The organism is Vibrio nomapromontoriensis, assembly GCF_050337205.1.
In the GTDB taxonomy this organism is placed as follows: domain Bacteria; phylum Pseudomonadota; class Gammaproteobacteria; order Enterobacterales; family Vibrionaceae; genus Vibrio; species Vibrio nomapromontoriensis.
This window is the reverse complement of record NZ_JAKJSS010000006.1, coordinates 765,087-780,074: the sequence shown is the minus strand read 5'-3', so window position 1 is coordinate 780,074 and position 14,988 is coordinate 765,087. Positions and strand designations below refer to the sequence as shown.

The following is a 14,988-nucleotide window of genomic DNA, read 5'->3' as shown; positions in this document are numbered from 1 at the left end:
GCAGATACCACTATAACGTAAACTCTTGTTAATATTACCTATGCTACTCGTATAAGTACAATATGCATTATCAACTTAAATTCACCTCACGATTCATCACCCGCTTATACCAACACTTTAACGACTCCAACACAACATAAGCCTGACCCACATCACACCAAGCAATGCAGTCCACCTTATCTTCCCGCTTAGACAGCACCCGCTGCGTGTACTTATCCAGCGCCGCTTCTGAGCCGTCCCGCACAATCCCTTGCTGATACATGGTGATCCAAATCGCTCGGCACTTATCAATCATACGGTTTTTTGATTTGCCCGATTTAGGACTTAAACGCCGTTTAACACCTGATTGTTTGGCTTTAAATTGGCGCTTAAACCCTTTGGCTTCCATCGCTTTTAGCGTGGTGTCTAATTCTGTTAGATTCATCGCTTTGCAGGAGGTTTTACCTGTGGTGGTTTGTAGCAGTAAACGGTAGATATCCTCATCCATTGCCAGTTGATTTTTGGCGATATGAATAAGTTGAATTAACGATTGACGTGATTTCATGGCTATACCTCGCGTGGGTTTGGTGCACGTTAGTTTGGTGTAAAAAAGCCCACGAACGTGGGCTAAGTCGTGGGCTGTTTGCTTAGGCGGCGTGTTGCCTTTCATGCTCGTAGCACAGCGCCCATCTATCGCAGAACTCGCTGCGCGCTTGCGCCCAATTCTCATTGTGGCTAGTTGTGGCAAACTGCGCGGCAGCAGCCCATACAAAGGCGGCATTGGTGTAATGACCTTGCTGCTCTAGTATGGCGGCGGCCTGAGCTTGTTCTACATAACGCGCGTTTTCCTTTTGTTTTTTCATTGTGATTCTCCATCCTTAGAGTGCAGCAATATCAAGTGAAATGTTGACCATCTTTTTCGCGTCGCCTCGCTCTTTAAAACGAATGTAAGGCTTGGTGGATGCGACTAAAATGGAGTCGGCAATAGCTTTCATCGCTTCTTGCCAACGGCTATCGGCGATGTTGATGCGGCGCAAAGACAAAATACGCCCTGTATTGAGGTTGCCCTCTTTGTCTATTTCAAAGGCGTCGGTGACGACCGCTTTCAGGTTGGCGTTGGCCCCTTCTGACCATTCATGCAGGCATTCATCAATGATGTCTTTTGCTACCTGCAATTCTGGGCCAAAGACAATTGAGCTTTGCACGCTGATTTGTACTTGCTGCGTCCCGTCGTAACTTGAAAAGGTCACGTTGCCTTTTTCGCCGCCGAGCTTGCGCTGATACTTTTCAGCCAGTAAGTCTAAAAAGGCGTGGCAATCACCAAATGCTGCGGCTTTAAAATCACGTAATTGCTCTTGCACGGTTTTAGCTTTGGCAACGGTGCCAAGGACAAATTCATGCATTTCTAAATCGTGGGCGGATACTTGGCTTTCTGGCACCATGCGACCTTTACGGTCGAGCAAGTAACCTGGGGGGACTGCGATATCTGTCATTGTGTTTGCTCCTTCCAGTTAACGGTGCAGCCATCCACTTGCAGGCTGTATACCGTCGAGCTTATCCCTTGAACATTCTGTTTAATTTCAATGGCGCTGCCCGCCATTTCTAGCGTGGGTTGTTCTATGTTAATTAATACGCCTCGCGGTGTTTTGGTTGCGGTGACGACATTGCATCCAAGCTGGCGAAGCTTTTTCATTACGTTTGATGCGCGTTGTTCTAATGACTTCATGGTTCACCCTTTTGTCTTCTTTCAGTGTCCCACCTTTAGTGGGACTATCCCGATTGAAGGCGATCATTGTTTGTTGGCTTGATATCTCGACTTCCAAAGCAATTGGTTGTACTTCGCCGCGAGCTTAACTAGCTCACTTTGAAGCAACTCGTTTAGGCGCGGTTCGTTGCCTTTGGCTTCTCGTATCAGAAACGCCAATTGCTTATCGATGTTGTAGATTTCTGCTTCATCAGAAACCACATTGATGGCCTTTGCTCTGGTAGTCTGCTCTAGGCTCGAATGGGGACATCCCGCACGACAAGCTTTGTATAGCCTGACTCGCTCTCGGTTCGAGGATGAAAAAGGTCTTTGTTGGTTTTCAGCACATTCGTTGACCAGTAGCTGCCCTTTCACCGGACACATAACGGTTTTGGTCATGTACATGCCTTCCACCTTGACCCGAATATCATCGACGGAGCCTGGGTAAACCCCTCGCAGCGTTTGGCTGAGCTTTGAGGTGCTAATCCCCAACTGCTTCGCCACTTTGCTTTGTGAGTTACCTGGCTTGTCTATTTCTGCCTTTAGTGCTTGTAGCCATGATGCTTCAGTCATTGTTGTTCCTCCCTAAAGGGGTAGAAACGCTCTTTGATCATCACTCCATCTTCTATGACTTCTGGGCATTCCACGCGATACGTTCCGTTCAACCTGTAGACCAAGCCGTGTGGTGTTTCGCAGCGACGAACTATCTTTGCCTTTATCAGAGGTCTTAAGAAGTTATTGCCTGTAGAGAGTGCGGCTGATGCGGTGGAGCATAAGTCGTGTAAGGAAAACACTTTTAATACTCGGCACGAATTCCACAGGCGCTGTTTGACCTTTAAGCGTTTTGCACCCTTCTTTCTGGCGAGCCGATTTGGATTGACGACTGAGCTTTTGGCGACCAGCTTATAACGGCTGGTCAGCATGGTGTCTCGTTCGTCGACCATTTGTATCTTGCCCAAATCGCAAAGCGACTTGAGCAGATATCGGGTTCGCTGATTGTTGAGTTCAACTGCCTGCATTATTTGCACTCCGGTGAATTCATCCTGTCCGAATTGCGCTATGTACGACCAAGCAAGCTGTCGTTTTGTCATATTCACCTCTATGAGCGCATTCCGTGAAATGGTTGGTCACCCCAATGATCAAGGGTGATGAGATCGAGGTCGTTGGCGATGGCTAACGATTCAATCTTCTGCAAACCGATGGTAATTCGGCGCAGCTCCCCTCCTGTGGCTACACGAAGATGATCAAGTAATTCGTCGTCGATTTTGATGCCATCTTCAAGTAGGTATTCGGCCATGGTGTGTACGTCGTCGCTGTCTGCGGGTTTGAATTCGACCCATTCTGAGATTCGGTTGTAAAACTGTTTATGGGTGCTAATTCGGCGAGCTATTTGGTCCATACCTATCAAGATGATGGGCACTTCTGTACCGTCATAGAGATCACGAATGGTCTCTAGCATGCGTTTGTCTTGCATGAGGTAATCGGCTTCATCGATAAACAATGGGCGTTCGTCCATGCTCATTTTCTCGATGATAAAATCGACGTTTTTGTTGATGCGGTGCATAGGCTGCGAGCCTAGCTCTTCAACAATGCGGTGAAGTAAGCTGCTGGTTGAGTCGTGTGCGCGAGCGCTGACGTAAATACCGTTCACTTGGTTGTAAAGGTAGGTGATGGCGGTGGTTTTACCGTAGCCACTAAGACCATGTACTAATCCAACTAAGGGAACGCCATAGGCGCTTTGACGCAAGTTTTCGAGTGCAATCTGCGTAGATAGCAGATTTTTCACTGGTGCAACTACTGGTTTCATTCTAAACTCCTTTTCGTAGCACAAATTTGAGTGTTGCTGTTATGGCGCGTTATGCTTGGCGGCGTTGCGCCATAATCTCTTCTATCTGTTTCTTGCTTATCGGGTTGTCTTTCTTGTATTTGGTGAGGAACCTCTCTTCTTGTTCGTTAAGTTGTCTAGTGAGTGAGTCTGTTGCGAGCACTCTGGCCTTTTCGTGAATATTGCGTATCACAAGCCCACGCTGTTGGCTTAGCTCCCTTTCTTGTTGAATGATTTTTTGCTTGGTGTTTTCTAGCTGTTCTAATTCAGCGTCGCTACGCAAAGCTTGTTGTTTTGGTCGATTGGATTTGGATAACGCCCCTAACATTGGGTTATCGGTTGGTAAGCCTGGCAAGTTCAAACCCGCCAAGTTGTTCTTGGCTTTGTCGGCGGCCAGTGCTTGTGCATATTGGGTATCGATACCGAATTCGTCTTGCAGCTTTTTCGCCGTTTTTCGGAATTGAGAAAGGGCTTTGTTGTGCTGTTTACGCGCATGGCGGAACTGTTCAGGTGAAATGCCTTTACCCACCAGCTCATCGTTAATGGCTTCGACATATACGCCAGGTTTATCCAGTGAATAAAGGGTTGCTGAGCCAATATCGGTTGGGTCATTAAAGACTCGAACTCTTTTTCTATCCCAAACTGGATTCATTAGCTCTGGCGCGGTATAGCGAACGGAGCCTGCTTTCACGCCTCCTCGAATTACGTAGGATTCTGATACGAAATTCAGCAGAACATCTAAGCTATGCGGCGCGCCGATAGTGCTTGGCCTGTAACCACTACTGGTGTATTTAGTGAAAGGTGTTTCGCCATTTAGCCCTTGATGAGCAGTATGGTTATAGCGATGCTCGACCCAATCATTCATGATGGTTTCTAGCTCTTCCGGTGAGAGGGCTAGTTCCAGCGCTTCTTGCTGCGCTTTCTTTTTTCCTTCTCCAATACGTTGAGCAAAGGCTTTTGCCGCTTCTATCTGTTGTCTATCGGTGACGCTGTGACCGATGTAACCAGGCAACAATTCAAACAGGGCGCTACTGAGCGTTCTAAAGAAACGTTCAATATACGGCTTCTCCCAACCAGAGAATGGATTGGCTCGTGATTGGTCAATGTCTAGCATTTGGAACACGGTACTGACGCGCTTTGAAACGTAGTCCGACCCGTTATCTGTTCTTGCTACGCCATCTGGATTGAGCATCCCCCACTCTAGTAAGCATTTGCGAAGTAACAGGCAAATCCCTTCTGACGACGAGGTTGGCGCAAGCAGCAGTTTTACACGGCGCGTATAGACATCGATAACCGCTATGATGCTGTAGCGGACGAGTTTGCCATTAACACTGAGCTGTACATCGGTTGGGGTACTATCAAACTCCCAACAGTCATTTGGCGCGTTCACCCAAGGGTACATTTTGGCAAATAGCGGCCTGTGTTTGCTGTTGTAGCTATCGGGGTTAGTTAGGTTGGTGAACTTGGCAATATTGTTGCTCATCCACTTATCACGCCAACGACTCACTGAGCTTGCGGACGGTATTTGCCAATGAGGATAGTCGGCGATTTTTTGCTCTATCATGCGCTTGAGTACGTGAGGGCGCTTAGCTAGATGAGGCTTGCCTGTAACCAATGCAACAAGATAGTTTTGTAGCTCGGGTTGCTGCTCAATCAGCCCTTCTCGCTGGTTACTGTCATAGTTACCTGCAAGGCGTCCCATACCTTCTTCATCAAGTTGCTTTTGCCAACGGCGCAACGTGCTAAAGCTGACTTTTGCTACTGCCCCTCTCACCCAATCTTCAACGTTAAGCTCGCCTGAGTTGTAAGAGTCGATAAACTCGTGCTCACCTGCCACTAAATGACCTACGTCTTTATATGGGGCGAGATACAGGGCTTGCAGTTGCAAGATTCTTGCTCTTGCGGTGGCTTTAAGTTGCTGTTTATCTGACAGGCTATTAAGTACCTGCAATGAGTTTTGGCGGCTCTTTTGCTTTAGTGCGTTACTGGCTTTTTCTGATTGCACCATCGCGGCGGCATCTGCCAAACCTTGCTGCGTGGCTTGGTCTGTTTGCGCCAGTTTTGACACGGTTTGTTTTTGTATTTCAGTGCGTGCTTGAGTAGGCAATGCTGAGATATGGAATTCATATCCCTTTCCTACAGTACGCTTTTGAAACTTCCAGCCCTCCTTTTGTGCTTTGAGTCTCACATTTCGATCTGTATTGGGTAAGCCAGGTAGCCCAGCTAGCTCCGACGCCGTAAACCATTCCTTATTCATCATGACCTCCTATTAAGTCTTGTTCGTTGACCTCCAGCGACTTAGATAGTTGTTTCATGATTGCTAAGTATTTCTTTCCTTGAACTTTTTTGTTCTGGTTTGGCGCATGACGCTGGATGCATTTTTGAACAGTCCTAGCATTAAAACCGTGCTCTTTGGCCCAGCTTCGACAGCTGTAGCCTCTTCTGAGGAGCGCGGCTCTGATGTCTCTTTCAGTGACTATATCCATGCTTTCAGTTACACTCTGTTGATGTTCGCATTGCGAACGAATATATAAAATTGAGTACCGTAGTACGCACTGCGAACTACAGGACGATCATAGTGCGTACCGCAGAAATTATCAACACCGCAGTACGCATCCGTTTTAGGTTGTGCGATCTGACGCACATCAAAAATACTAACCACTTGAATAATAAGAAAAATAATTAGTAACGGATCAAACATGGAAAAACGGATCAGCGATCCGATTCTTCAAGAAGGAATCGGATCATTACCTGCGCGCTTGGAAACTTTGATTGGGTCTGACAGCCTTAGGCAGTTCGCTCTTAAGGTCGAGCTTTCGGAAGGCGCACTAAGAAAAATGCTCAAAGGCTCGGTGCCCAACCTTGAGTCGGCAATGAAGATCGCCAATGCCTGTGGTGTTAGCCTGGAATGGCTAGCTATTGGTGAGAATGAGCGTAAAGACAGCGTTAACCCAACGGCGGCTATCACTACGCCCGAAAACGTAATGGCGTTTGATGAAGAGTTCTGCCTTGTACCTGGCTTTCACATTCAAGTGTCTGCTGGTAATGGTTGTCAGGCTTTTGATGAGAAGCCGAAACGCTGGCTAGCATTTCGTAAGAAGTACCTGCAATACAAGCGCTTGAATCCAGAGCGCTGCGCTGTTGTCTTTGTAAAAGGCGACTCTATGGCTGATACCATTATCGACAATGATTCACTGCTCATAGATAGAGACTCAACCAAGCCAATCGATGGTCATATTTATGTGATTCGCTTAGGTGACGAACTATATGCCAAGCGAGTACAAAAAAGCTTTGACGGCTCATTGAATCTAATTAGTGACAATAAAGAATACCCACCGATTCATGTACCAAAAGAACAACTTGGTGAACTTTGCATCGTTGGTAAAGTCGTGCAACGGGCAACCGACTTATAAAAGTATTAAACGGAGAATCGGATCATTGTTGGCATTTTAAGCGGTTTTTCATTCTCTCCGTTTCGACTTAAAAAATTTCCCACTTTTTTTCATTTCTAGTGGATTTTAAAAAAGTACGGTGATAATATCCTGCCCCGTTGAAAGACGCAGCGTTCCGGTCTATTCCGATAGCATCCTATTTATTCCTTATGTTTTTCATTCTGGATGGTAGGTTACATATCGCTAATATTCGCCGCGCTAAAGCAATTCCCCCTTAGTTCAGTTGGTAGAACGGCGGACTGTTAATCCGTATGTCGCAAGTTCAAGTCTTGCAGGGGGAGCCAAATTCGAAAAGCCGCATCATCTGATGCGGCTTTTTTCGTTCTAGATGTCATCAATTCTAAAGTCTTTGACACTGGCCATCACACCCAAAGTGGACAAACTCTCGTAAGACGAATCAATATCTCTAAGCGCTAACCATTTCAGATAGAACCCAGACTGTTCACAAGAAGCGAACAATATTGACCAGAAGTCCGACAAATTTGCTAGAAACCAATAAATTTACGACAAACCAATAAAACCTTATGTTTCATTGGTTGTTATTAGCCACACAAAGCACGATAATAACCAGATCGGAGCTCTTTACACTTACTATTATGACCGAATATTTCCTATTGCTTGTGGGCACAGTCCTCGTCAATAACTTTGTACTGGTAAAATTTCTTGGCTTATGCCCTTTCATGGGTGTATCAAAAAAATTAGAAACCGCAATCGGCATGGGGTTGGCGACGACGTTCGTCCTTACCTTGGCCTCAGTGTGTGCGTACCTTGTTGAAACTTATATTCTCATTCCTCTTGGTATTCAGTACCTAAGAACCATGAGTTTTATCCTAGTTATTGCCGTTGTTGTGCAATTTACTGAAATGGTCGTTCACAAAACCAGTCCTACCTTGTATCGCCTTCTGGGTATTTTCCTGCCACTTATTACGACCAACTGTGCCGTACTAGGTGTTGCATTGCTCAACATTAATGAAAATCATAATTTCATGGAGTCCATAATTTATGGTTTTGGTGCGGCTGTCGGTTTTTCATTGGTGTTAATTCTATTTGCTTCTATGCGTGAACGTATCACGGCTGCTGATGTGCCAGCTCCGTTTAAAGGTGCGTCCATTGCAATGATCACAGCAGGGCTAATGTCTCTTGCCTTTATGGGCTTTACTGGCTTGGTGAAACTGTAATGAGCGCGATAATTATTGCAGTAACGGCGATTGTCGTCCTCGCCGCCTTTTTTGGCGCAATACTTGGCTTCGCCTCCATTAAATTCAAAGTGGAAGCCGATCCTATTGTCGAACAAATTGATGCTATTTTGCCGCAAACGCAATGTGGTCAATGTGGCTACCCAGGATGTAAACCTTACGCGGAAGCTATCGCAAATGGCGATGCTATCAATAAGTGCCCTCCTGGCGGTCAAGCTACCATTGAGAAGCTCGCCGATTTAATGGGCGTTGAAGTCGAAAGCTCCGCCCATGATGATGAGAAATCGCTGAAAAAAGTCGCGTTTATCCATGAAGATATGTGTATTGGCTGCACCAAATGCATTCAAGCCTGTCCGGTTGACGCCATTGTTGGCGGCACTAAAGCATTACATACCGTAATAAAGGATGAATGTACTGGATGTGATCTGTGTGTTGCGCCTTGCCCAACCGATTGTATTGAAATGATTCCAGTCCAGGCCACCGTTGATACTTGGAAATGGCAATTAAATACCATTCCGGTGGTTAATATTACCGATTCAAACACTCAGCCAAATAAGCAGTAGGTAGGGTATGTTGTCACTTATTGAACAAATTCAATCTGGCTCATTATGGGATTTCCCAGGTGGAGTCCATCCAGCTGAAAATAAAAAGCAGTCCAACAAGAAAGCTATCTCTCGCGCTTCAATTCCTGCTGAGTTGGTGATCCCTATTAAGCAACACATCGGTAAACCCGGAGATTTGCTAGTTGAAGTGGGCAGTCTGGTATTAAAAGGCCAACCACTGAGTGAAGTGAACGCGGCGTTTATGCTACCAGTTCACGCACCGACATCCGGTCAAGTCATAGCGATTGAGCCAAGAACGGTCGCTCACCCTTCCGGACTGACTGATTTATGCATCATCATTAAACCTGATGGCGAAGATAAGTGGATCGAGCGAGAGCCTGTAAACGACTATCACTTATCGCAACCTGAGCAACTTATTGAAACACTTCGTCAAGCGGGTATCTCAGGGATGGGTGGAGCAGGCTTTCCCACCGCCAAGAAAATTCAAGCAGGTTTACAAAGAACAGACATCCTGATCTTAAACGCTGCTGAGTGTGAGCCTTATATCACCGCCGATGACCGACTCATGCAAGACTACGCTGACGATGTCATTGAAGGAATCCGAGTCCTCAAGCATATTTTACAGCCGAAACTGACCATTATTGGCATTGAAGATAACAAACCTGACGCTATTAAAGCCTTGGAAGTTGCCGCAAAAGATGACGATATCGTCATTCGTGTGATCCCAACAAAATACCCATCCGGTGGCGAAAAACAGTTAATTAAAATACTGACTAACCTAGAGGTTCCAGTTGGTGGCATACCTGCAGATATTGGCCTTTTAGTGCAAAATATTGGCTCCGCGTACGCGATTAAGCGTGCTATTTGCAATGCAGAGCCTCTCTTAGAGCGTGTGGTCACTCTAACCGGAAAAGCCTTTAAACAACCGCAAAATGTCTGGGCGAGAATCGGTACCCCGGTGCAATCACTGCTCGATGAGTTTGGTTATAAAGCGGACAAAAAAGCCCCCCGTTTAATTATGGGTGGCCCCATGATGGGATTTACTCTTCCGCACGCAAATGTGCCGATTACCAAAACGTCTAACTGTATCTTGGCGCCAACCTCTCGTGAGATTGACCCACGCCAAGATGAGATGGCATGTATACGTTGTAGCCAATGCGCAGAAGCCTGCCCTGCCTCGTTGTTACCACAGCAACTTCAATGGTACGCAAAATCACAAGAATTCGATAAATGTGAAGAACTAAACCTCAAAGACTGTATAGAGTGCGGAGCCTGCGCTTTTGTCTGCCCAAGTGAAATCCCACTGGTTCAGTACTATCGCCAAGCAAAAGCTGAAATCCGAACTCGGACAAAAGAAGCCGAAGCAGCAGAACGCGCAAGAGTGCGGTTTGAAGAGCGAAAAGCGCGCTTGGAACGAGATAAGGCTGAACGAGAAAACCGCTTTAAAAAAGCCGCCGATGATCGTCGTAAACAGATGGCGACCTCAAATGGTGATGATGCCGTTGCCGCGGCAATTGCAAGAGTGAAAGCACAAAAAGCTGAACCTAAAAACGACGAAGTAAAACCTGCCGTAGCGGCGGCAATCGCTCGTGCTAAAGCCAAGCAAGCAGCGGCAAAAGCCTCCGATTCCGCAGAGCCCGATAACAGTGAGATGGCGAAGTTAAGGGAAGAGCGTAAACGCCTCGCTCGAGAGCGAAAAGCAAGCCAATCTGCTGCAGATAATGCCGCTCAATCCGATGATAAAAAATCAGCGGTTGCCGACGCTATTGCCCGTGCAAAAGCCCGTAAGGCACAACAAGCATCTGAAGCAGAAGTAACACTATCGCAATCAGAACAAACCATCGACTCAGACCCGAAAAAAGCCGCTGTATCTGCTGCAATTGCTCGTGCGAAGGCGCGTAAAGCGCAGCAAACGGATAAGCCTGCGCAACCTGCCACGCCAAGCGAGGCTCAGCCAGACTCAGACGACGCAGAATCGGTCAGCAGTGACCCGAAAAAAGCCGCGGTTGCTGCGGCAATTGCCCGTACAAAAGCGCGTAAAGCACAGCAAGCAGAAAAGCCTACGCAACCTGTCACGCCAAGCGAGGCTCAGCCAGATTCAGACGATGTAACATCGGCTAGCAGTGACCCGAAAAAAGCTGCGGTTGCTGCGGCAATTGCCCGTGCAAAAGCGCGTAAAGCACAGCAAGCAGAAAAGCCTGCGCAACCTGTCGCGCCAAGCAAGGCCCAGCCAGATTCAGACGATGTAGCATCGGCTAGCAGTGACCCGAAAAAAGCTGCGGTTGCTGCGGCAATTGCCCGTGCAAAGGCACGCAAAGCGCAGCAAGCAGAAAAGCCTGCGCAACCTGTCACGCCAAGCGAGACTCAGCCAGATTCAGACGATGCAGCATCGGCTAGCAGTGACCCGAAAAAAGCCGCAGTTGCGGCGGCAATTGCCCGTGCAAAGGCACGTAAGATTAAAAATGAACAACAAGATAAGGAGAACAACTAGTGGCGTTCTTTATTGCTAGCTCTCCGCATGCGCACAATCGCAAGCGTACCCCCGATCTCATGAAAGGCGTGGCACTGTGTGCACTACCGGGCTTACTCACCCAAAGCTACTTCTTTGGCTGGGGCACCATTATCCAACTGTGTTTGGCTCTTATCGTTGGCTTAACGCTTGAAGCATTGGTAATGCTGCTTCGCAAACGCTCTCCAAAACGGGCGCTTAGCGATTATAGCGCGCTAGTTACTGCGTGGTTATTAGCGATAGCTATCCCGCCAATGTCGCCATGGTGGGTGGTTGTTATCGGTTTAATTTTTGCGATTATTATCGCTAAACATCTTTACGGCGGACTGGGGCAAAATCCATTTAACCCCGCGATGGTCGCGTATGTGGTACTCCTTATTTCATTCCCTGTAGAAATGACCAGCTGGATTACCCCACTCTCTCTGAGCGGTGAGTCCATCACGTTCCAAGATACGTTTTCGCTGATCTTTACCGGCTTTGACGTAGATGGCTACTCGTTACAGCAAATTAGAACTGGAATTGATGGCATTACGATGGCGACGCCACTGGATGCATTAAAAACAGGCTTTAAAAACAGTTACACTGCGACGGAAATTTTTCAGCAACCAATCTTCTCTGGTTTAGCGGGTATCGGCTGGGAGTGGGTAAACCTGGCGTATTTAGCCGGCGGACTCGTGTTGCTTAAACTACGCATTATTCAGTGGCATATCCCTGTTGCCTTCCTCGGTGCGTTGGTGATAATCAGTGGTTTATTTGCTCTGGTCTTCCCTGGCGAATCCGCCTCACCATTGTTACATCTACTATCTGGAGCAACGATGTTGGGGGCATTTTTCATTGCTACTGATCCGGTATCAGCATCGACAACGGTCAAAGGCAGACTAATATTCGGCGCCTTTATAGGGGTAATGGTCTTTGTCATTCGTACCTGGGGTGGATTTCCAGATGGCGTCGCATTCGCGGTACTTCTTGCCAACATGTGCGTACCACTTATTGATTACTACACTAAACCTAGAACTTACGGACATTAATGGCTATGTTAAATTCGATTCGTAAAAATGGGCTTATACTTGCAATCTTCGCTTGCGCCTCGACTGGTGTGGTCGCGTTGACTCAATATCTCACAAAAGATCAAATTCTCGCGCAAGAACGAGCTCAATTGCAGGCAACGTTAAATGAGGTTATTCCACATGACCTACACGATAACGAACTCTATGCCTCTTGTACGCTAGTCCGTGATCCCTTACTTGGTAGTGATGCTGCTCAGCCACTTTATATCGCGACCAAAGCGGGCATACCTACCGCAATGGCAATCGAAAGTGTCGCGCCGGATGGTTACAATGGTGCAATTCGTATTATTGTTGGTATTGATACTGACGGGATCATTTTAGGTTCTCGAGTCTTGGCGCACCAAGAAACCCCTGGGCTTGGTGATAAAATCGATTTAAGGATCACCGATTGGATATTGGGCTTCGCTGGAAAGCAAGTCACCCAAGACAATGAGTCCGAGTGGGCAGTACGTAAAGATGGCGGACAATTTGACTCCTTCACTGGTGCGACGATTACGCCACGAGCTGTGGTCAAAGCGATAAAAAACACCGTTAGTTTTGTCAATGCCAACCAAGCTAATCTATTAAAGCAGCCACTAAACTGTGGAGATGAATCATGAGTACGTCAAAACAACTCGCAAAAAACGGCTTGTGGGATAACAACCCGGCTTTAGTTCAGCTGCTAGGACTATGTCCCTTATTAGCGGTCTCTTCGACCTTAACCAATGCGCTTGGTTTAGGGCTAGCCACTCTTGCGGTATTAGTCGGCTCTAACATCACCGTCTCCCTCATACGCGATTATGTGCCAAAAGAAGTTAGAATCCCGGTTTTTGTCATGATTATTGCGGCGCTCGTAACCTGTGTACAGCTACTCATGAATGCCTACGCGTATGGATTGTACTTGTCACTTGGCATCTTCATCCCGCTGATCGTGACCAACTGCATCATCATTGGACGCGCCGAAGCTTTTGCTTCGAAAAATGAAGTTCTGCCAGCCGCGCTCGACGGTTTATGGATGGGGCTCGGCATGACTGCGGTTCTGGTTGTTTTAGGCGCAATGCGCGAAATCATAGGTAACGGTACCTTGTTTGATGGTGCAGACTTACTTCTGGGTGACTGGGCGTTAGCGCTTAGAATTCAACTGTTCCAGTTTGATAGCCAATTCTTGCTCGCCCTGCTGCCACCGGGAGCGTTCATTGGCGTTGGTTTTCTTATTGCCCTTAAAAACGTCATCGATCGTAAAATAGCAATGCGTCAACCAACACAAGAAAAGCCAACGATTGAGCGAGCAAGAGTCACCAACTAATCACGCCTAATAATGCCCCAATTTTTGGGGCATTATTGTAAAGACTATAGATATAATTCAGCGTATATGTATGATTCAAAACATATGCATGATTCAAAATATGTATGGCACAGAGCGTTTATTCACCGGAAGAAAAAGTTAGCAAGTCATGAATAATATAAAAAGAAGAGAAATCCTAGAAAGGCTTCGAGAGAATAACCCTAAACCTGAAACAGAGCTCAACTGGAGTAGTCCATTTGAGTTATTGATCGCAGTACTGCTGTCAGCGCAAGCCACCGACGTCAGTGTAAATAAAGCGACAGATAAGCTCTACCCTATCGCTAACACACCAGAAGCGATCTTGGCTTTAGGTGTTGATGGAGTAAAAGAGTACATAAAGACGATTGGCTTATTTAATTCAAAAGCAGAAAACGTCATTAAAACCTGCCGCATATTGATTGAGCAGCATGGCAGCGTGGTTCCTGAGAACCGAGAAGCCTTAGAGGCGCTACCAGGTGTAGGGCGTAAAACCGCAAACGTCGTACTCAACACCGCTTTCGGCTGGCCCACTATCGCCGTTGATACCCATATTTACCGCGTTTCAAATCGCACTAAGTTAGCAATGGGTAAAACCGTTGATGACGTCGAGACCAAACTATTAAAAGTCGTACCGAAAGAATTCAAACTAGATGTTCACCACTGGTTAATTCTACACGGTCGCTATACCTGTGTAGCTCGAAAGCCTCGCTGTGGCAGCTGCATCATCGAAGACTTATGCGAATTTAAAGACAAAACCGACGTATAGACCAAACGATGCGACAAATCATCGTGTTTACATCAACAAGTATTGGCTATACAAAGACAATTAAGGAGCAATGCATGTCAAACGGTCGTATTTTACATACCATGCTACGCGTAGGAGATCTGGATAAATCGATTTCTTTCTATAGCGATGTGATTGGAATGAACCTACTGCGTAAAAATGAAAATACCGAGTATAAATACACACTCGCATTTTTAGGTTTTGGTGATGAGTCTGAAGGTTCCGTTATTGAGCTCACCTATAACTGGGGTGTGACGGAGTATGAACTAGGCTCTGCTTATGGACACATTGCCATTGGTGTTGATGATATCTACTCAACGTGTGATGCGATTAAAGCGGCAGGTGGCAATGTGACTCGTGAGCCGGGACCTGTCAAAGGTGGCACAACTCAGATCGCATTTGTAAAAGATCCTGATGGCTACATGATTGAGCTTATTCAAAACAAGCAGGCAACTGCTGGTCTAGAAGGATAAAAGACCACTTTGGTCGTCTTACGATATAAATTCGCGACCACGTAATTATGCACCTATAGTTTAGTCAACACATTAACGTAAAGGATGGCTTGA

Annotated in this window: 17 protein-coding genes and 1 tRNA gene; 10 read left to right on the top strand and 8 right to left on the bottom strand. The window is 46.6% G+C overall.

Features of this window, described 5'->3' with window-relative positions; genetic code table 11:
• Nucleotides 1–70 precede the first annotated feature (70 nt).
• The 8 genes from L4D05_RS03620 to L4D05_RS03585 all read right to left on the bottom strand — a co-directional run bounded on the left by L4D05_RS03620 (nt 71) and on the right by L4D05_RS03585 (nt 5,808).
• On the bottom strand, nt 71–544 hold the full coding sequence (locus L4D05_RS03620) for a gp16 family protein (RefSeq protein ID WP_428793046.1): 474 nt from the start codon (nt 542–544) through the stop codon (nt 71–73).
• 82 nt (nt 545–626) lie between these two features.
• Nucleotides 627–842, bottom strand: coding sequence for an ANR family transcriptional regulator (locus L4D05_RS03615; RefSeq protein ID WP_428793045.1), 216 nt, complete (start codon nt 840–842; stop codon nt 627–629).
• Between the two features lie 15 nt (nt 843–857).
• Entirely contained in the window at nt 858–1,472 is a 615-nt protein-coding gene (locus tag L4D05_RS03610; protein ID WP_428793044.1) for a DUF3164 family protein, read from the bottom strand.
• Entirely contained in the window at nt 1,469–1,705 is a 237-nt protein-coding gene (locus tag L4D05_RS03605) for a hypothetical protein (RefSeq protein ID WP_428793043.1), read from the bottom strand. The genes L4D05_RS03610 and L4D05_RS03605 overlap by 4 nt, the downstream gene beginning before the upstream one ends.
• Nucleotides 1,706–1,768: 63 nt before the next feature.
• Nucleotides 1,769–2,296, bottom strand: coding sequence for a hypothetical protein (locus L4D05_RS03600; RefSeq protein WP_428793042.1), 528 nt, complete (start codon nt 2,294–2,296; stop codon nt 1,769–1,771).
• Nucleotides 2,293–2,814 carry a hypothetical protein gene (locus L4D05_RS03595; RefSeq protein ID WP_428793041.1) on the bottom strand — a complete coding sequence of 174 codons (522 nt, stop codon included), beginning with the start codon at nt 2,812–2,814 and terminating at the stop codon, nt 2,293–2,295. Before L4D05_RS03595 ends, L4D05_RS03600 begins: the two co-directional genes overlap by 4 nt.
• An 8-nt stretch (nt 2,815–2,822) precedes the next feature.
• Entirely contained in the window at nt 2,823–3,530 is a 708-nt protein-coding gene (locus tag L4D05_RS03590) for an AAA family ATPase (RefSeq protein ID WP_428793040.1), read from the bottom strand.
• 49 nt (nt 3,531–3,579) lie between these two features.
• Nucleotides 3,580–5,808 carry a DNA-binding protein gene (locus L4D05_RS03585; RefSeq protein ID WP_428793039.1) on the bottom strand — a complete coding sequence of 743 codons (2,229 nt, stop codon included), beginning with the start codon at nt 5,806–5,808 and terminating at the stop codon, nt 3,580–3,582.
• Nucleotides 5,809–6,247: 439 nt separating this feature from the next.
• On the opposite strand from L4D05_RS03585, the gene L4D05_RS03580 reads away from it, so the two are divergent.
• From L4D05_RS03580 to gloA, 10 genes are all read left to right on the top strand, one after another.
• Nucleotides 6,248–6,961, top strand: a complete 714-nt coding sequence (locus tag L4D05_RS03580) for an XRE family transcriptional regulator (RefSeq protein ID WP_428793038.1) — start codon at nt 6,248–6,250, stop codon at nt 6,959–6,961.
• Nucleotides 6,962–7,208: 247 nt separating this feature from the next.
• Nucleotides 7,209–7,284: transfer RNA gene (locus L4D05_RS03575), tRNA-Asn, on the top strand.
• A 312-nt stretch (nt 7,285–7,596) separates the two neighbouring features.
• Nucleotides 7,597–8,178 (top strand): electron transport complex subunit RsxA, encoded by a 582-nt coding sequence (rsxA, locus tag L4D05_RS03570; protein WP_250616967.1) that lies wholly within the window; start codon nt 7,597–7,599, stop codon nt 8,176–8,178.
• The gene (gene rsxB, locus L4D05_RS03565) at nt 8,178–8,759 is read left to right on the top strand and encodes an electron transport complex subunit RsxB (protein ID WP_428752287.1); all 582 of its coding nucleotides are present in this window, start codon (nt 8,178–8,180) and stop codon (nt 8,757–8,759) included. Before rsxA ends, rsxB begins: the two co-directional genes overlap by 1 nt.
• A 7-nt stretch (nt 8,760–8,766) precedes the next feature.
• The gene (gene rsxC / locus L4D05_RS03560; protein WP_428793037.1) at nt 8,767–11,250 is read left to right on the top strand and encodes an electron transport complex subunit RsxC; all 2,484 of its coding nucleotides are present in this window, start codon (nt 8,767–8,769) and stop codon (nt 11,248–11,250) included.
• Nucleotides 11,250–12,296 carry an electron transport complex subunit RsxD gene (gene rsxD / locus L4D05_RS03555; RefSeq protein WP_428793036.1) on the top strand — a complete coding sequence of 349 codons (1,047 nt, stop codon included), beginning with the start codon at nt 11,250–11,252 and terminating at the stop codon, nt 12,294–12,296. Before rsxC ends, rsxD begins: the two co-directional genes overlap by 1 nt.
• Nucleotides 12,297–12,301: 5 nt before the next feature.
• A complete protein-coding gene (gene rsxG, locus L4D05_RS03550; RefSeq protein ID WP_428793124.1) occupies nt 12,302–12,934 on the top strand; it encodes an electron transport complex subunit RsxG in 633 nt (210 codons plus the stop codon).
• Complete coding sequence (locus tag L4D05_RS03545; protein ID WP_428793035.1) at nt 12,931–13,620, top strand: electron transport complex subunit E; 690 nt, start codon at nt 12,931–12,933, stop codon at nt 13,618–13,620. The genes rsxG and L4D05_RS03545 overlap by 4 nt, the downstream gene beginning before the upstream one ends.
• A gap of 148 nt (nt 13,621–13,768) precedes the next feature.
• Complete coding sequence (gene nth, locus L4D05_RS03540) at nt 13,769–14,404, top strand: endonuclease III (protein ID WP_265675251.1); 636 nt, start codon at nt 13,769–13,771, stop codon at nt 14,402–14,404.
• Between the two features lie 74 nt (nt 14,405–14,478).
• Complete coding sequence (gene gloA / locus L4D05_RS03535; RefSeq protein WP_428752290.1) at nt 14,479–14,895, top strand: lactoylglutathione lyase; 417 nt, start codon at nt 14,479–14,481, stop codon at nt 14,893–14,895.
• Nucleotides 14,896–14,988 lie beyond the last annotated feature (93 nt).